This window comes from Achromobacter aegrifaciens (genome assembly GCF_902859735.1).
Lineage (GTDB): Bacteria > Pseudomonadota > Gammaproteobacteria > Burkholderiales > Burkholderiaceae_B > Achromobacter > Achromobacter aegrifaciens.
Genome location: NZ_CADIJY010000014.1, coordinates 45488 through 64008, shown reverse-complemented (window position 1 = coordinate 64008; position 18521 = coordinate 45488). Strand labels below are relative to the sequence as shown.

8 protein-coding genes are annotated in these 18521 nt (G+C 65.8%); 5 read left to right on the top strand and 3 right to left on the bottom strand.

The genetic code is table 11. From position 1 onward, the window contains the following. The first annotated feature begins 15 nt into the window (after positions 1 to 15). From HV766_RS25680 to HV766_RS25660, 5 genes are all read left to right on the top strand, one after another. Entirely contained in the window at positions 16 to 930 is a 915-nt protein-coding gene (locus HV766_RS25680) for a LysR family transcriptional regulator (protein WP_175161863.1), read from the top strand. Between the two features lie 96 nt (positions 931 to 1026). Then, positions 1027 to 3315, top strand: a complete 2289-nt coding sequence (locus HV766_RS25675) for an FdhF/YdeP family oxidoreductase (RefSeq protein ID WP_175182072.1) — start codon at positions 1027 to 1029, stop codon at positions 3313 to 3315. A 6-nt stretch (positions 3316 to 3321) separates the two neighbouring features. Further along, positions 3322 to 4242 carry a bestrophin family protein gene (locus tag HV766_RS25670; RefSeq protein WP_054451236.1) on the top strand — a complete coding sequence of 307 codons (921 nt, stop codon included), beginning with the start codon at positions 3322 to 3324 and terminating at the stop codon, positions 4240 to 4242. Between the two features lie 224 nt (positions 4243 to 4466). Continuing rightward, entirely contained in the window at positions 4467 to 11999 is a 7533-nt protein-coding gene (locus HV766_RS25665; protein ID WP_175182071.1) for an autotransporter-associated beta strand repeat-containing protein, read from the top strand. Between the two features lie 115 nt (positions 12000 to 12114). Beyond that, a complete protein-coding gene (locus HV766_RS25660) occupies positions 12115 to 14928 on the top strand; it encodes an autotransporter family protein (protein WP_175182089.1) in 2814 nt (937 codons plus the stop codon). Between the two features lie 64 nt (positions 14929 to 14992). On the opposite strand, the gene HV766_RS25655 is transcribed toward HV766_RS25660, so the two are convergent. The 3 genes from HV766_RS25655 to HV766_RS25645 are packed head-to-tail and all read right to left on the bottom strand — an operon-like array spanning position 14993 to position 18512. After that, positions 14993 to 15406 (bottom strand): hypothetical protein, encoded by a 414-nt coding sequence (locus tag HV766_RS25655; protein ID WP_175182070.1) that lies wholly within the window; start codon positions 15404 to 15406, stop codon positions 14993 to 14995. Further along, a complete protein-coding gene (locus HV766_RS25650) occupies positions 15406 to 17019 on the bottom strand; it encodes a GMC family oxidoreductase (RefSeq protein ID WP_054451239.1) in 1614 nt (537 codons plus the stop codon). The genes HV766_RS25655 and HV766_RS25650 overlap by 1 nt, the downstream gene beginning before the upstream one ends. Further along, entirely contained in the window at positions 17016 to 18512 is a 1497-nt protein-coding gene (locus tag HV766_RS25645) for an aldehyde dehydrogenase family protein (RefSeq protein ID WP_054451240.1), read from the bottom strand. The genes HV766_RS25650 and HV766_RS25645 overlap by 4 nt, the downstream gene beginning before the upstream one ends. Positions 18513 to 18521 lie beyond the last annotated feature (9 nt).

Genomic DNA, 18521 nt, shown 5'->3' with positions numbered 1-18521 from the left:
AATCCGGGGATGTCCATGTTTATCCGTCAGCTCTCCTATCTCCTGGCCCTGGACAAATACCGGCATTTCGGACGGGCGGCGGAAAGCTGTCATGTCTCGCAACCCGCGCTGTCCAACGGCATCCGCGAACTGGAGCGCGAACTCGGAATCACGATCGTCAAGCGCAACCGGACCTTCGAAGGCATTACGCCCGAAGGCGAGCGGGTGATCCAATGGGTGCGGCAGGTGATGGCTTCGCTGGAGGGACTGCGGCAGGAGGCCGATCTCGTGCGCAGCGTGCCGCAAGGCCACCTGGCGATAGGCGCCATTCCCACTGCCAACCATGCGGCGACGCTGCTCAGCGCCCAGTATCGGGAGATCCTTCCCCAGCTGACGCTGGAAGTCACCTCGCTCAGCACTCCGGAAATCCTGCGCCGGCTGAAGGCCCAGGAAATCCAGTTGGGCATCCTCTATGAGCGGTCCGTGCTCGACAGCGCCGACTTTGACGTGATGCCGCTGTACGCCGAGCGCTACGTGCTGGTGGCGAACGAGCAGGCCTCCTTGCCGCGCCAATTGGATTGGTCGGAAGTGGGCGAACTTCCGCTCTGCCTGCTCAGCCCGGACATGCAAAACCGCCAGACCTTGAACAAATGTTTCGAGAGCGTGGAAGCCAAGCCGCGAGTGGTGCTGCAAAGCAACGACATCCGCGTGCTGCTGACGGAATGCCAGAGCGGGCGGGCATTCTCCATCATGCCCCTGAGCGCCTTGCCCGCCCAGTATGAAGGGGCCGGGCTGCTGGCGCATCCCATCATTCCCGAACACGCCGAGGACGTCTGCCTGGTCAGGCTGCGGCGCGACAAGCCGCCTGCCTTATCGGACGCCGCCTGGCAGATCGCCGGCCAAATGGACCTGGAGGCCGTCCTCAACCACTCGCTGGCGGCCAAACCTTGATAACCATGGATTATCAAAAGGTTCACAGGAAAAATTAGATCATTTCTTGTCGTTGCCGCATGCTGGCGGGAATTGGGCGCTTGAAGGAGACCAGCCATGAAACAACGACGTGAAGTACCCGGCATCCGGCCCTATGACGGTCCGGCGGGCGGCTGGGGGGCATTGAAGGCCACGGCCCAGGCCGTGCGGCAACAGATGGAAGTGGTGGAGGCCCCCGTCGTCCTGCTGCGTACCAACCAGCCGGCGGGTTTCGATTGTCCAGGCTGTGCGTGGCCGGACAAGGAGCACCGCTCCACGTTCCAGTTCTGCGAGAACGGCGCCAAGGCGGTCACCTGGGAGGCGACCTGCAAACGCGTGACGCCGGATTTTTTCGCCCAGCGCACGGTGTCTTCATTGCTGGCGCTGTCGGACTACGAGCTGGAGGACTTCGGCCGCCTGACTCACCCGATGGCCTACGACGCGGCCACGGACAAATTCGTTCCCGTATCGTGGGATGCCGCGTTCGAACGCATCGGCGAGGCGCTGCGCAGCCTGGACGCGCCTGACCAGGCCGAGTTCTATACCTCGGGGCGGGCCTCCAATGAGGCGGCCTATCTGTTTCAGCTGTTCGCGCGGGAATTCGGCACCAATAATTTCCCCGACTGTTCGAACATGTGCCATGAGGCGACCAGCGTGGGCTTGCCGCAGTCCATCGGCATAGGCAAGGGCACGGTCTCGCTGGAGGACTTCGACCATGCGGAGCTCATCCTTTCCATTGGCCATAACCCTGGCACCAATCATCCGCGCATGATGGGCACGCTGCACGAACTGGCGCGCCGCAAGGTGCCCATCATCGTCTTCAACCCCCTGCGCGAACGCGCCCTGGAACGCTTCGCCGATCCGCAGAGCATCGTGGAAATGGCGACCTTCAGCTCGACCAATATCGCCTCGACCTACTATCAGGTCCGGGCGGGCGGCGACGCAGCCGCGCTCAAAGGCATCATGAAGGCGCTGCTGGCTCTCGAAGCGCAGCGCGGCAACGTCCTGGATCGCCCGTTCATCGCGGAACACACGCTGGGCTTTGACGCGCTGGCCGCAGACCTGCACGCAACCTCCTGGGCCGACATCGAAACCGAAAGCGGGCTGCATCGCGCGGACCTGGAGCACGTGGCCGACGCCTACGCCAAGTCCAACGCCACCATCGTCACCTACGGCATGGGGATCACCCAGCACAATACGGGCACGGCCAACGTCAAGCTGATCGCCGACCTGCTGCTCATGCGCGGCAACTTCGGTAAGCCCGGCGCCGGCATCTGCCCGCTGCGCGGCCATTCCAACGTGCAGGGCAACCGCACTGTCGGCATCACGGAAAAGCCCAGCCCGGAGTTCCTGGCAAAGCTGGAAGCGGAGTTCGGCTTCACGCCGCCGCAGGGCCATGGCCATGACGCGGTGCAGGCCATGGAAGCGATGGTCGACGGCACCGCCCGAGCGCTCATCTGCCTGGGCGGGAACTTCGCCGTGGCCCTGCCCGATCCCGAACTCTGTTTCGCGGCCATGAAGGAACTGACGCTCAGCGTGCATCTGGGTACCAAGCTCAACCGCTCGCATCTGCTGGTGGGGCGCGAGACCTTCCTGCTGCCGGTGCTGGGACGCACCGAACTCGACGTCCAGGCCGACGGCCCACAATCGGTGACGGTGGAGGACTCGATGTCCATGGTCCACGCCTCGGCGGGCAAGCTCAAGCCGGCGTCCGCCGAGCTGCGCTCGGAACCGGCCATCGTCGCCGCCATGGCCCGGTCGACCTTGCCCCACAGCAAGGTCGACTGGCTGGGGCTGGTGCAAAACTACGATCGCATCCGCGACCTGATCGAGCGCACGGTTCCGGGTTTCGACGACTACAACGCGCGCATCCGCGTGCCCGGCGGCTTTCGCATGCCCTTGCCGCCGACCGAGCGCAAGTGGAACACGCCCACCGGCAAGGCCATGTTCTCGGTGTTCCCCGGCGTGCGCGAGCGTTATGAACCCTGGCCGGACGAGGTGCTGCGGCTGGTGACCATACGCAGCCACGACCAGTACAACACCACGATCTACGGATTGGACGACCGCTACCGCGGCGTCTTCGGCCGCCGCGACGTGCTTTTCATGAATCCGGAAGACCTGGCCGCGCAGGGCCTGGAGCACGGTGATCTGGTGGACATAGAAACCGTGTCGCGGAATCGGACGCTGCGGCTGGCAGGCATCACCGCGATTGAATACAGCATCGCGCGGGGCTCGGTCGCGGCCTACTATCCCGAGGCCAATGTCCTGGTTCCGCTGGACTATATCGATAAGGAATGTGGCACGCCTTCCTACAAGTCGATACCGGTGCGCATCCGCAAAGCCGCGCAGGGAGGCGCCCAAGCGTAAGCCGTCATGATCGTCCGCCCCGCATCCCGCTCTCCCTGGCTGCTGCTGTTCACGTTGAAGGGATCGATTGTTTCCATCATCTGGAAGCGCGTCGTCGCCATGATGCTGCTGGCCACCGCCGTGGTGCTGGCGGAGCATCGGCTGCCCTTGAGCGGGGTGGGGCTGGGCGCGGTGCCGTTGACGCTGGTCGGACTGACCCTGGCCATCTTCCTGGGGTTCCGCAACAGCGTGGCCTACGAACGCTGGTGGGAGGCGCGCAAGCTCTGGGGCGAGCTGCTCATCGTCATCCGCAACCTGACGCGGCAGACGCTGAGCCTTCCCGACGGCCTGCCCGCCGTGCGCCAGCGTGAACTGGCGCACGGCCTCATCGCCTATGCCCATGCCTTGCGGCACATGCTGAGGCAGAGCGATCCCAAGGAAGACCTGCAGCCCTGGCTGCCCGCCGCTACTGCGACCCGCATCATGCAGGCGGAGAATCCGCCCAGTGTGCTTCTGGGCGACTTGAGCCAAGCCTATGCCCAGTTGCGGCGGGAAGGGCGGCTGGACAGCATCCTGCTCGCGGACATCGATGCCCAGATCACGCGGCTGTCATACATAGGCGGCGGCTGCGAGCGGATACGCAGCACGCCGATTCCCTTTGCCTACATCCTGCTGCTGCACCGGACCGTCTACATCTATTGCCTGCTGCTGCCGTTCTGTCTGGTTGGCAGCATAGGCTGGGTGACGCCGTTCATGGTGGGCGTGCTGTCCTACACGTTCTTCGGGCTGGACGCCTTGGGCGAACAGATCGAGGAACCCTTCGACCGCCTGCCCAACAACCTGCCCCTGGATGCCCTGTGCCGCGGCATCGAGATCAACGTCGGAGAGTTGCTGGGCGACAAGAACCTGCCCCCGCCGTTGGCGCCGCAGGACGGCGTGCTGTTCTAGCTGGCATCTTTTCCGATCGGGTACGGCGCGCGGTGTTGGCCACGCAAGAATCCAGCGTTGCAGTGTTACCGCTTATCGCTTATTGTGCGGATCTGTAAAAATTTGCATACAAAAGCGACGTTGGCTCCAGCCGCGTCCAATGCGGCGTCACGACGGGCGGAACGGCCCTTCCAATCCTTGCAATCTCACTCGTAGACCAGGGCCATGCACCCCTGGGAGGTGCCATGAACCGAATTTACCGCGTGGTGTTCAACGCAGCCGTAGGCGTGTGGCAGGCTGTCAGCGAAATCGCTGGAGGCCCGGGCAAAGGCCGCCAACGCCCGCGGCGCGCGCGCCGGGCCGGCTTGCCCACGCTGACCGCCGCGACCACGCTGCTGGCCGCCGCGCTTGGCAACAGCGCGGCCTACGCCGCCTGTACGCCTGTGGCGCCTGCGGACGGCACTACGCTCACCTGTAGCGGCACGGTCCAGGACTACTTCGTCACCGGCAACGACCTCCTCTTTGATATTCAGAACGGTGCTACGGTCAGTTCCAGCGTCATCGGCCTGCCCTCGATGCACCTGCTCGGCCGCGGGATTACGGTGAACAACAGCGGCGTCTTCGACCCGACGGGCGGGGGCACTTTCAACCAGTCCACCACGGCGCTGAAAATGGAGGGAGGCGTCGCATCCAACCTGACCATCACCAACAGCAGCGGCGCCGCCATGTACGGCGTGTCAGGCAATTTGCCGCCGAGCCTGTCCACGTTCGACGGCATGGCGATCGAGGTGAAAAATGCCGGCGGCGGGCTGACCGCCATCGACAACAATGGCACCATCGGCTCCAGGGCGCTAAGCGGCGCCATCGAGGCTGCCGATGTCAGGCCGGTGATCGCCGTCTATGGCGGCGGCCGGGTCCACCTGAATAATCGCGCCACCATCCATGGCCGGGTTGCGTTCGAAACGTCAGGCCAGGGCAATGTCGTCACCAATAGCGGCACGATATATGGCAGCGTGTCGCTGGGGGCGGGCAGTACCAACCAGTTCATCGCGGTCACCGGCAGCAGCGTCTCGGGCAGCGGCTCCAGCGGCGTCCTGGGCAACAATCTGGGCGTCAACCTGGCATTCGCGCCGGTCGGCATCGTCGATGGCGGCGCCAATGGCAACAACACGCTGACCCTGCGCAACGGGTTTGATTCGAGCGCCGCCGGGAGCGGTGCGATTTTCTCGTCGGTGTACACCAACTTCAGCAACCTGCAAGTCGAAGGCGGGACCTGGGCCGTCAACGGCGCGCTGTTGAGCGGCGCGGCCACCAGCACCAGCCTGACGGGCGGCGAGTTGGTGGTGGACAACGGCGGTTTCGCTGGCAGCGGCGTAATTACGGCCGCGGGGGGGACCCTGCGCAGCTCGGCCAGCCAGCTGACCGTGAACAATCCCATCTCCCTGGCATTGAACGTGCCTGCGGGGACCAATGGCCTGACCGTGACGGGTTCCAACGCCATCACCCTCAATGGCGCGATCTCCGGCTCTGCGGGCGCCACCCTCACCAAGACGGGCAGCGGCAAGCTGACCCTGGGCGGCATCAACACCTTCAGCGGTTTCACCACGATAGACGGCGGACGCCTGGACCTCGCTGCCGGCGCAAGCCTGGCCAGCGGCATGGTCAACGTCCGCAGCGGCGGCACGCTTGGCGGCAGCGGCGCCCTGAGCGGCGCCGTGACCGTCGCCGGCGGCGGCCGCCTCGCCCTGAGCAGCGGCAATACCCTGACCACGGGTTCCTTGACTCTGAGCAACGGCGCCACACTCGATCTCGCCTTGGGCGCGCCGAGCCTTACGCCGATGGTCAACATCCAGGGCAACTTGTCGATCACCAGCAGCACCTTCAACATCATCGACGCGGGCAACCTGGCCAATGGCAACTACCGTCTGTTCAATTACACCGGTAGCCTGACCGGCACCAACCTCGTTGCCGCCAGTACGCCCAGCGATCTGAGCACCGTCGATGTGGGGCGGGTCTTCGACATCGCAGGCAAGACGCTGACCCTCGTCATCAATTCGCCTACCCTCGGCACGCAGTATTGGGATGGCGGCAATACTGTCGCCAACGGCGTCGTGGAGGGCGGCAGCGGGATATGGAATAGCGTCAACAGCAACTGGACCAAGTCTTCCGGCAATGACAACGGCATCTGGAAAGGCACCAACGCGGTGTTCCTGGGGCAGAACGGCCTGGTAATGGTGAACGGCGCCCAGGATGTCCGCGCCATGCAGTTCAAAACCGACGGCTACATCGTCGGCCAGCTTGACGCGTCCGGTGCGCTGAACCTTATAAACGGCTCAAACGGCATCGCGCAGGTAATCACAGATACCGACGTCAGCGCGCTGATCGGCGCGCCAATCCAGGGCGCCGGCAAGCTCACCAAGACAGGCGCCGGTTCCTTGATCTTGAGCGGAAACAACAGCTGGACGGGAGGCACTGCGCTCAGCGCCGGCACCGTGGTCGTGCGCCACGACCGGGCATTGGGCACAGGCAGCGTGGCGCTGGGGGGCGGCACGACCTTGGCGACCGATATCATCGATGTCGCACTGGCCAACAGCCAGGTGCTCAATGGCGTGTCCACGGTGCAGACGGGTTCGGGAACCAACCTGACCCTGAACGGAAACGTCAGTGGTGTCGGCGGCCTGATCAAAGCGGGCAGCGGCACCCTGACGCTCAACGGCGTCAACAACATGCTCGGCAACCTCAATCTGACCGGCGGGAGGCTGGTCATCGGCAATCCGTTGGCGCTCGGTACGGGGATCCTCAACGCCATCAATGGCACGTCGATCGAGGCGGGCGTGGCGGGCATGAATGTCGGCACCAATGTGTGGGTCAGCGGGACCGTGGCCCTCGTCGGCGATCGAGACTTGACCCTCTCTGGCACGTTGTCTGGCACCGGCGACCTGGTCAAGCAGGGCAACAGTACGCTAAGCCTGACAGGCGCCAATGCGCTGGACGGCCAGACTACCCTGAACGGCGGCGGCCTGCGCCTGGGGCAGGACACATCGCTGGGAAACACGCTTCTGAACGTGAATTCGGCCTCTACCTTGCAGGCTGCCAACAGCATCACCGTGGCCAACGAGGTGCACCTGGGCGCGGCATTGACCGTGGATGGCGCCAATAGCCTGGCCCTGACGGGCGAGATGAGGAGCGGCGGCGATCTGATCAAGAACGGCAACGGCACGCTGATCCTTGGCGGCAGCAACCTGAGCCGCAGCGGCGTCACCACGCTCAACGCCGGCACCCTGGCTCTGGGCCATGACAAGGCGCTGGGCAGCGGCCGTCTGGACGTGGCTGGCACTGCGAGGCTGGACAGCACCGCTTTCGTGACGCTGGCCAACGCGGTAGACATCAGCGGTTCGCTGACCTTCGCCGGCACCCAGGACCTGGCGCTGACGGGCACGCTCAGCGGCAACGGCGGCCTGACCAAGTCCGGGGCCAGCACGCTGACCCTGAGCGGCGTGAACACCTTTGGCGGCGTCTACAACATCGATGCCGGCCGCTTGATCGGCAGCGCCGCCAGTGGCCTGGGCAGCCCAAGCCAGGTCAACGTCGCGTCCGGCGCCACCCTGCAGCTGAACCAGGGCGGCAGCGCGGGGCAACTCAATGGCGCGGGCAGCGTGGACCTCCGGGCCGGATCCTTCAATGTGCAGGCAGGCAGCTTCAGCGGCGCGCTGAACGGCAACGGCGGCCTGACCAAGACCGGCAACGGCTCCTTGGTGCTCAGCGGCAATAGCATCCTGGCCGGCGCCACGACGGTGGATGCGGGTACGCTGCGCGTGGACGGCACGCTGGGATCTGGCAGCGTTGCCGTGGCCAGCGGCGCCACGCTGACGGGCTCGGGCACGCTGACCGGAGCCGTCAGCATTGCCGATGGCGGCCGCCTGGGGCTGGTCAGCGGCGCGACATTGCGTCTGGGGGCGCTGGCGCTCAATGGCGACTCCCAGATCGACGCGGCCTTGGGCGTCGCCTCGCCCAATGCGCCAGCCTTGGCCAAGGTCGCTGGCAACCTGAGTTTGGATGGCAAGCTCAACATCATCGACACCGGTGGCTTCGGGATCGGCGTGTATCGCCTGTTCGACTACGTCGGCACGCTGACCGATCGCGGACTGGCGTTCGGGACACTGCCCTCAGGCGTACGCGCCAACGACCTGGAAGTACAGACCAGCGTTGCCAGTCAGGTCAATCTGGTGGTGGGGGGAACGTCCAACGTCCGCTTCTGGGACGGCAGCGAGCCTGCCGGAAACGGTAACGTCGAGGGCGGCAGCGGTGTATGGAATAGCAGCAACACCAACTGGACCATCGCCAGCGGCGGGTTCAATGCGGGATGGAATGACAGCTTTGCGGTGTTCGCGGGCAGCCCCGGCACGGTTACCGTGGAAGGAACCCAGCGCACCACCGGGATGCAGTTCACCAGTGACGGCTATCTGCTGACGGCGGGAGCGGCCGGGAAGCTGGAACTGGTGGACGGATCCGCCGGCTATGCCGCCATCCGCGTAGACGCTGGCAAGACGGCCACGCTGAATGTCGACCTGAGCGGCAACGCCACGCTGGCCAAGCTGGACGCAGGCACCTTGGCGCTCAATGGCAACAACAGCTACACCGGCGGCACCCGCCTGGCGGGAGGCAAACTGTTGCTGGGCAATGGCGGCGCGCTGGGCGGCGGCAGCCTGCAAGTCGTAGAGGCGGCTGCGTTGGATAGCAGCGCTGCTATCGCGCTGTCCAACGCTATCACGCTGAATGCGGATCTGACCCTGGCGGGAAGCAACAACCTTGCGCTGAACGGCGATATTGCCGGTTCAGGGGGACTGGTCAAACTGGGCAGCGGTACGCTCGAACTCAACGGCAACAACCAGTATGCGGGGAACACGGTGCTCAATGCCGGCACCTTGAAACTGGGACAACAAACGGCCATGGGGAGCGGTGCGCTCCACGTCACCGGCGCTGCCCATCTGGATACCGCCAGCAGCATGACGGTGGGCAATCGCATACAGCTCGATCAGGCGTTGACGGTGGACGGCAGCCACGATCTGCTCCTGAGCGGCGCAATCAGCGGCAATGGCGACCTCATCAAGCAAGGAAACGCGACGCTGACCTTGACTGGGCCGAACAGCGCCACCGGCGGCACAACCATCAACGCCGGGCGTCTGGTGGCGTCGGTGACCAGCATCGGCAGCGGCGCTATCATCAACAATGCGGCGCTGGAGCTGAACCAGGCCAGCGATGCCATCCTGGCCCAAACCATCAGCGGTAGCGGCAGCCTGATCAAGACGGGCGATGCCACGTTGATTCTTACGGGCGCGAACGCGTCGACCGGCGGCACCACCATCAACGCAGGCCGGCTGGTCGCCTCCGCCGCCAGCCTGGGCAGCGGCGCTATCGTCAACAACGCCGCGCTGGAGTTGAACCAGGCCGCGGACGCCACGCTGAGCCAAGCCATCAGCGGCGGCGGCAGCCTGACCAAAACCGGAGCGGGCACACTGAGCCTGACCGGAGCCAACACCTCCAGCGGCGTCACCCTCATCAATGCAGGACGCCTCATTGCGTCTTCGCACAGCCTGGGCAGCGGCGCCATCATCAACAATGCGGCGCTGGAACTGAACCAGGCCGCGGACGGCGCGCTGGCCCAGGCCATCAGCGGCGGCGGCAGCCTGAGCAAGACCGGCGCCGGCACGCTGACTTTGACGGGGGCCAACACCTACACCGGCGCCACGCTCATCAACGCCGGCCGCCTGGTGGCATCGGCGGCCAACCTGGGCAGCGGCGCCATCATCAACAACGCGGCGCTGGAACTGAACCAGGCCGTGGATGCCAGCATGGCGCAAGCCTTCACCGGCAGCGGCAGCCTGAGCAAGACGGGCGCAGGCGCTCTGACCCTGACGGGCGCCAACACCTCCACGGGCGCCACGTTCATCAGCGCCGGCCGCCTGGTGGCATCGGCGGCCAACCTGGGCAGCGGCGTCATCACCAACAATGCCGCCCTGGAGCTGCGCCAGACGCTGGATGCCAGCATGGGCCAAACCCTGCTTGGCAACGGCAGCCTGACCAAGACCGGCGCGGGCACGCTGACGTTGACAGGCGACAGCAGCGGCTTTGCCGGCAGCACGACTGTGCAGCAGAGCTATCTGGTCGTGGACGGCAACCTGGGCGGCGCGCTCACCGTAGCCGGCGGCGGCAAGCTGGCGGGCACGGGCTCGGTAGGATCCTCTGGCGCGAAGACCATCATCCAGAGCGGCGGAGCCTTGGCAGCGGGCTTGAGCCCCGATGCGGCAACGCCCTATGGGACGTTGCGCGTACAGGGCGATCTGGAATTGCAGGCGGGCTCTACCTACGAGGTGCGGGCCGACCCCGACAGCAGCGCCAGCACGCTGACCCAGGTGGCAGGCACGGCTACGCTGGCCGGAGGCGTGGTTCATATGGGTGCGCCGGGCAGTTTCGAGGTCGCCAAAACCTACTCCATCCTGTCGGCGAACAGCCTGATCGGCCGATTCGATACCGTGGCTTCGGACTACGCCTACCTGGCCCCGACGCTGAACTACACCAGCACCGACGTGACGCTGCAGTTGCGGCGCAAATCCAACGGCAGCTCGGGCAGCATGACCTTTGCCGATCTGGCCGAGACCCGCAATCAGGCCGCCGTGGCCAACGGGGTGGAGAGCCTGGCGCCTGCAAGCGCCCTGTACCGCTACGTTGAAACGCTGCCTGCGGGAACGCCCCAGGCCGTGTTCGACAGCCTGTCCGGCGAAAGCCACGCCACGGCCAAAGGCAGCATGCGCGCCGGCGCCGCCATGTTCGGCGCCAGTGCGCTCAATCACCTGCACGGCAATCTCACTGCCACGCTGCGTCCTGGCGCGCCGACCGCACAGTCCGGCGGCACGATTGCGGCATCCGCCTGGCCAGCGTCCAACGCCTTGCCCATGTGGGCCGAGGTCGTCGGACACTGGCAAAACTATGCGGGCGACGGCAATGCCGCCAGCTGGAAACAAAACACCGGCGGCCTGTTCTTGGGGGGCGACGCCGAAGTGGCTGCCAGCGGCTGGCGGTTGGGCGGATCGTTGGGCTACACGCGCGCCGATGGCCAGGTGTCCGACCGCAGCTCCAAGGCCACGGTGGACAGCTACAGCGCCGCCATCTATGGCGGCAAATCCTTTGGCCTGGGGGCGGGCCGCCTGAACGTCATGGGCGGCCTGGCTTACACCTGGCACGACATCGCGTCGCAACGCCAGGTGACGTCCTTGAGCCAGACCCTCAAGGCCGACTATCACGCCAGCACCACGCAGGTGTTTGCCGAAGTGGGTTACGCCATGGGCCAGGACGACAAGGCAGGCATCGAGCCCTTCGCCGGCGTCAGCCTGGGCCAGCAACGTACGCGCGGTTTCCAGGAAAGCGGCGGCTTTGCGGCCCTGCGCGGCAACAATAGCAGCGACGACCTGGCCAGCACGACGCTGGGCGTGCGCGCCCATAGCGACTTCGCGGCAGGCGGCAGGGACGGGCGTCTGCGCGCCACGCTGGGCTGGCGTCATGCGTTTGGCGACTTGGCCACCCAGTCCACCATGGCTTTCGAAGGCGGGCAGGACTTCACTGTGGCTGGCGTGCCGCTGGCGCGCAACGCGGCGGTAGTCGGCCTGGACGCCGAGGTGGACCTGAGCAATCGCGCCGCCCTGGCGCTGGGCTACAACGGCGAATTCGGAGGAGGCAACCGCGACCAATCGGCGCAGGTGCGTGTGCGCTGGGCGTTCTGAGGGCGAGCTCCAGCCCGCGTATGCAATCCCGCGCTTTTGGTGAAAATACCTATTAAGAAAGCCAGGTTGCATGCCGTACCGACAGGAGATCTCGTCTACTCAGAAAGGATTGTTCATGGTCGCCAGGAATTGCTCGCGCACGGGATGGCTGAAGTCGGCTGCCCTCGTTGTCTACGCGGCGAACTTCGCCAGTCCCGCAAATGCCCAATCGGTCTCCGTCACTGGCCAGGTCTTGCCGGGGCCCGTCCAGACGCCGCATTGGAATGTCGGGGGCGATCTGACGGTCGGAGATACCCTGGCCGGGGAGTTGGTCATCGATGCGGGCGGTTCCGTAGAAAATGACTGGGCCAACGTTGGAATTTTCAATGGCGCTCCAGGCGCCGTGACGGTGAAGGGCCGCGACGGCAATGGCACGGCGTCCTCCTGGACCAGCGCCAGCCCGGTGCTGATCGGGGGCGAGGCCGGCAGCATCGGCACGCTGAGTATCCTGGACGGCGGCGTGGCGCATAGCGACTCGGCCAGAATCGGCGTCGACAATGGCAGCGTCGGGAACGTTCTTGTTTCCGGGGCGGGGTCCACCTGGAATCTCAACACCATCGGCGCGTTCGAGATCGGCACGGGCGGCAAGGGCACGCTGCAGATCGACAACGGCGTCGTGCACAGCGGTCAGGCGATCATCGGCTGGAACGTCGGCGGCGAAGGGAGCGTTACGGTATCGGGCCCGAAGGCGGTCTGGGACCCGCTGAACAATATATACGTGGGTTTCGAAGGAACTGGCGACTTGCGCGTCCTGGATGGCGCCAGCGTCAGCACCGTCGGCTCGGGCGGGCCAGGCGCCGCGGCAGCGGTTTACATCGGCAAGAGTGCGGGCAGCGTCGGCACGGTGACCGTATCGAGCGCGACGGCCGATATCTCCACGCTCACCGCCAGCGACCGCATCGAAATAGGTTCGGAAGGCACGGGCACGCTGACCATCGCCAAGGGCGGGGTTGCGGTCGCCGCCCGCAACACGTGGCTTGCCCCTGCCGGCACTTCCACCGGCACGCTCAACCTGACCGGCGATGCCAGCGGCCGCGGCGTGTTGGAGACCGGCTCCGTCATCAAGGGCGCGGGCAACGCCACCTTCAACCTGGACGGCGGCATCCTGCGGGCCAATCGTGACGAGGATAATTTCCTGAACGGTTTCGCCACGCAGGCCGTGGGCAGCGGTGGCGCCTGGTTCGACACGAACGGTCATGATGTGGGCGTGTCTACCGCGTTCTCGGGGACGTCAAGCTTCAACAAGCAGGGCGCGGGCACGCTGACCTTGTCCGGCAACAGCGCGGCGTTCACGGGAAACACCGAGATTCAGGCCGGAACGCTGCAGATGGATGGCACCTTCGGCGGCCCGGTGGATGTGCTTTCGGGCGCGCGATTGACCGGCACGGGACGCGTGGGCGCGACAGTCAACCGCGGCACGATCGCACCGGGTCCGCGCAGTGGCTTCGGCACCCTCACGATCGCGGGCGACTATGCGGCGCAGGGCGGCAATCTGGAAATTCGCACGCAGCTTGGCGCCGATGATTCGCCGACGGACAAGCTGGTGATCACGGGCGACAGCGCTGGCACGACACCGGTCACGGTGAAGAACATGGGAGGCGCCGGCGCGCAGACCCAACGGGGCATCCAGGTGGTACAGGTCCATGGCCTGTCGGCGGGAAGATTCGATCTGGCCAATGGCGATTACGTCATCGGGGGGCGTCCGGCCTTGGTGGCCGGCGCCTATGGCTATGTGCTGCAACAGGATTCGGCCGACGGCGGCTGGTACTTGCGGTCGTCCCTGACCAATCCCGGCACCACTCCCACGGATCCCGGCACTACCCCGACGGATCCCGGCACTACCCCGACGGATCCAGGCACTACCCCGACGGACCCGGGCACTACGCCGACCGATCCTGGCACACCCTCGCCCGGCGGCGGTACGCCGGGCGCCGAGCCGCCCTTGCTCTATCAGCCCGGCGTGCCGGTCTATGAGGCCTATGCCAATACGCTGCTACACCTGAGCCAGCTGCCTACCCTGCGCCAGCGGGTCGGCAATCGCCTCTATGATTCGGCGGACGCCGGCCGCAACGGCGTATGGAGCCGTGTGGAGGGCTCGACGGGCCGGCTCGATCCCGCGGCGTCGACTACGGGCGCGCGCCAGGACATCGATAGCTGGAAAGCGCAATTCGGCGTTGACCGTATCCTGGCGGGCCAGGAAGAGGGCTCCCGTCTGGTGGGCGGCCTGGCCTTTTACTACGGCAAGGCCGACACGCGTGTGTCGTCGGTGTATGGCGACGGCACCATCGACACCACTGCCTATGGCCTGACGCCAACTTTGACCTGGTATGGCAAGAATGGTGTCTATATCGATGCCCAGGCTCAGGCGACCTGGTTCGACAGCGACCTCAATTCACGGCTGGCAGGAAAACTGAAAGGCGGCCAGAAGGCCCAGAGCTATGGGCTGGGTATCGAGGCAGGCAAGGCGTTCGGTTTGAGCGAGGGGTTCGCCCTGATTCCGCAGGCGCAGCTGACATACGTATCGACCCGCTTCGACCGCTTCAACGACAGATTCGGCGCGCGCGTCGAAAGCGACAAGGGCGACAGCCTGCTGGGCCGCCTTGGCATTGCGCTGGATTACAAGAGCAATTGGCAAACGGCCGGTGTAAAGCGCGAGTCCAGCGTCTATGGCGTCGTCAACGTGAAACATGAATTCCTGGACGGAACGCGTGTACGCGTGGCCGACACGCAGGTCGCCAGTCGCATGGCTCGAACCTGGGGCAGCGTGGGGGCGGGTGTGAATTACGGCTGGGGGGAACGCTATGCGATCTACGGCCAGATCGACGCGGACTCGGATTTCTCCGGCAGCCATGTCGTCACCGCGACCGCGGGTTTCAGGATGACTTTCTAAGGTGGATGATGGCGCCGGCAGAACCTCCTTCTGCCGGCGCCAGGTCTTTCACGGGAATACGCAGTCAACAGCAATCGCAAAGCAAAACATCGTTGACTACGTTGCGCGGCCGCGACCCCATGCGGCCGAATCCAAAGGCCGCCATCACGTCGTGACAGATCTCCATCGCTTCTTGCTCGTCTTCGGCGCCGGCGACCCGTGGCCAGGTTACCAGTACGCGCTTGGCCTTCATCTGTTCCACGAACTGCGGTGGCACTGCATCGCTGCCCACCACGGTCACGGACTGAATCCGCTCCGGCAGCCCTGTTTGCAGCGATGAGAGGCTTGCACCGCCGACGATCAGCGCGGCCGTGTCGGCGGGAAGCTCATCGGCGCGGCTGCAGTACTCGACGGAAAAGAAATCGTCCAGCCGCTGGTGGGCGGTATGCGCCAGCGGCAGCAGGCTGACACAGCGATGACGTTGCAATGAAAGCCGCATCAGCGCGCCTCCTCCAGTATCCAGTCCGAGGCGCGCTCCGCCAGCATGAGTACGGGCGCGTTGATGTTGCCCGAGGTCAGGTCCGGCATGACCGAGGCGTCGACGATGCGCAGGCCTGGAACGCCGATGCAGCGCATACGGCTGTCGACGACTGCCATCGGGTCGCTTTCGGCTCCCATTCTGCACGTGCCGCCGGGGTGGTGAACCGTGATGGCAGTCTTTCGGACGAATGCGTCGATAGCGGCGTCATCGATTACGCCGCCGCCCGGCGCAAGCTCGGTGGCGACGTAATCGCCAAGCGCGGGCTGGTCCAGCAAGGTCCGCGCGATACGCACCGACTCGCGTACCCTGACCCGGTCTGCGTCGCTCGCCAGAAAGTTCTGGTTGATCCGGGGTGGCGCCAACGGGTCCGCACTGGCGACGGTGATCTTGCCGCGGCTATGGGGGTGCAGCAACACCGTTCGGACGGCAAAGCCGTCGGCGAAAGGCTTGCGCACCGGATTGAACCAGGGATGAGCGTTGAACGGCGCGGCAGTCAGGAGAAACTGCAGGTCCGGCGTATCCCCGCCGTCTGGCTGCACAAATCCCACTATGCCGCCTGGAACGTCGCCGGCAAAGCCCTCGCCGCCCAGATAGGCGCGCGCCATGGAGATGCCGATGCGGTCCAGGCGCATGCCGTGCACAAATGGACCCGGCTCGCGGCGGCGTGCAGTAACGATGACGGAGATATGGTCCTGCAGGTTTTCACCTACCCCGGCGCGTTCCTGCCTGATGCGTATGCCGGCATCGCGCAATGTCTGAGCGGGGCCGATCCCTGAATGCATCAGGATCGCGGGCGTGTTGATGGCGCCTGCGGCAAGAATCACCTCATGGCGAGCACTGACGGCCGTGGTGCGGCCCTGTCTGGTAAAACGCAAGCCGACTGCGCGGCTGCCGTCGAAGTCCAGGCCAAGAACATGCGCCAACGTGACCACGGTCAGGTTGGGACGCCGCAGCGCGGGGCGCAAGTAGGCCGTCGCGGCGCTGCATCGGCGTCCGCGCCGGATCGACATCTGCAGGCGCGAGAAGCCGCCTGCCGGCGAGGCGTTGTAGTCGTCGAGCCAGGGGTGCCCGGCCTGGCGGGCGGCCGTGGAGAAGGCGTCGAGCAGCGGGTCCTGGTAGCGGCAGCGCTGCACCCGCAAGGGGCCGCCCGCGCCACGGTCGCCGGTGTGTCCGTCCTCCCAGTCCTCCAGGCGGCGGAAGTAGGGCAGGACTTCCTCGAAGCGCCACTCGGGCAGATCGTAATGCCGCGCCCAGCGCGCGTAATCCTTGGGATGGCCGCGCACGAACGCCATCGCATTGGTCGACGAACTTCCGCCTACAACCTTGCCGCGCGCGCATTCGATAGCCCGGCCATCGGCGTGCGGGGCAGGCTCGGCGTCGTAACCCCAGTCATGCAGGCGTTGCTGCAGGATCTTGCCCCATCCCAGCGGGATGTGGATGAGCGGGTCTCGGTCCCAGGGGCCCGCTTCGATGACCAGCACCGAGACTGCCGGGTCCTTGCTCAAACGATTGGCCAGCACGCAGCCTGCGGAGCCTGCGCCAACGATGATGTAGTCGTATTCCGCCTTCATGTCGGGCTCACTGGCCTGAAGTTGATGTGGACATTCTTTTCCCGGGTAAACGAGATCATCTCGCCGATGCACTCATCGCGGCCGATGCCTGATTGCTTGACCCCGCCATACGGTGCGCCAAGAAAGTGCTTGCCGACTTCGTTGATCCAGATGAATCCCGCATCGATTTCGCGGGCGAGCCTGTGGGCGCGCGCAAGGTCCGCCGTCCAGATAGCGGCGGTCAGGCCGACGTCCAGGCTGTGCACCGCTGCCAGCATCTCTTGCTCGTCGTCCCACGGAATGAGCGCCAGCACGGGACCGAAGAACTCCTCGGTGGCCAATGGCGAGGTGGCGGCCACGTCCGCAAAGACGGTCGGTTCCAGATAGAAGCCGCCTGCGGGGACGCCGGCGCGCGGAATGCCGCCGCCCGCGATCAGGCGGGCGCCTTGCGCCACGGCGGCGTCGATCGCCTGCTTGACGCGGTCGCGGTGTTCGCGGCTGATCATTGCGCCCATGGTGGTGGCGGGGTCGGTCGGGTCTCCCGGCACGAACGCGGCGCAAGCCAGCGCCACTTTGGCGCAGACTTCGTCATAGATGGAACGGTGCACGAAGGCCCGGCTGGTGGACCCGCAAGATTGCCCGCACCACGTGAAGTTCATGCCATCGACGATCGCGCGCGCCGCCAGCGCGGGGTCGACGTCCGGGCAGGCGATAAACGGGTTCTTGCCGCCCAGTTCCAGCGCCACGGGCTTGAGCCGCGACGCCGCGGCCTGCATCACCCTGCGCCCGGTGGGAATGCTGCCCACCAGGCCGATCATGTCGACGTCGGGGCTGGCGGCCAGCGCGGCCCCGGCGTCGGCGCCGCCCGGGATCAGCGAAAAGACGCCCGGAGGCAAGAGATCTCCGATCAGTTCCGCACAACGCAAGGCAGACAAGGGCGCCTGCACCGGCGGCTTGATGATCACTGCATTTCCCGCAGCCAGCGGGGCGGCCAGCTTGCCCATGGCGAACAGCAGCGGATGGTTGTACGCAACGATGCGCGCCACGACGCCGACGGGCTCCCGCTCGGTGTAGTCCAGCGCGTCGTGTCCCATCGGGATGGTGTCGCCCTTGAGTTCCGTCACGAGGCCTGCGAAGAAATCCAGCAGCGCCGCGGCAACCATGACATCGGAACCCATCTCGGATACCGGATTGCCGCAGTCCAACGCATCCAGGAGCGCCAGCTCCCTTGCGTTGTCCCGCAAGCGCTGGGCCATCTTGCGCAAGATGGCGGCCCGGGCCAGCGGGGCCGTACGGCGCCATGCAAGGGCTCCGGCGCGCGCCGCGCCGGCCGCGCGCGCCACGTCTTCGGCGCCAGCATCAGCCACGGCCATCAGCCGTTCGCCCGTTCCGGGCGCCGCGATGTCGATCCAGCGTTCGCTGAGGGGGGCGTGCCAGCCGCCGCCATAGTAGACGCCGTTGTTGGCGGGCAGCTGGACATCGCCCGAGGCGGTCTTATGAGTTTTTCCTGCCATGTTGTCGCC

Excerpts from the sequence above, each read along its gene's own strand:
- HV766_RS25645 (WP_054451240.1), bottom strand. The coding sequence starts at position 18,512 with ATGGCAGGAAAAACTCATAAGACCGCCTCGGGCGATGTCCAGCTGCCC.
- HV766_RS25665 (WP_175182071.1), top strand. The coding sequence starts at position 4,467 with ATGAACCGAATTTACCGCGTGGTGTTCAACGCAGCCGTAGGCGTGTGG.
- HV766_RS25680 (WP_175161863.1), top strand. The coding sequence starts at position 16 with ATGTTTATCCGTCAGCTCTCCTATCTCCTGGCCCTGGACAAATACCGG.
- HV766_RS25660 (WP_175182089.1), top strand. The coding sequence starts at position 12,115 with ATGGTCGCCAGGAATTGCTCGCGCACGGGATGGCTGAAGTCGGCTGCC.
- HV766_RS25675 (WP_175182072.1), top strand. The coding sequence starts at position 1,027 with ATGAAACAACGACGTGAAGTACCCGGCATCCGGCCCTATGACGGTCCG.
- HV766_RS25670 (WP_054451236.1), top strand. The coding sequence starts at position 3,322 with ATGATCGTCCGCCCCGCATCCCGCTCTCCCTGGCTGCTGCTGTTCACG.
- HV766_RS25650 (WP_054451239.1), bottom strand. The coding sequence starts at position 17,019 with ATGAAGGCGGAATACGACTACATCATCGTTGGCGCAGGCTCCGCAGGC.
- HV766_RS25655 (WP_175182070.1), bottom strand. The coding sequence starts at position 15,406 with ATGCGGCTTTCATTGCAACGTCATCGCTGTGTCAGCCTGCTGCCGCTG.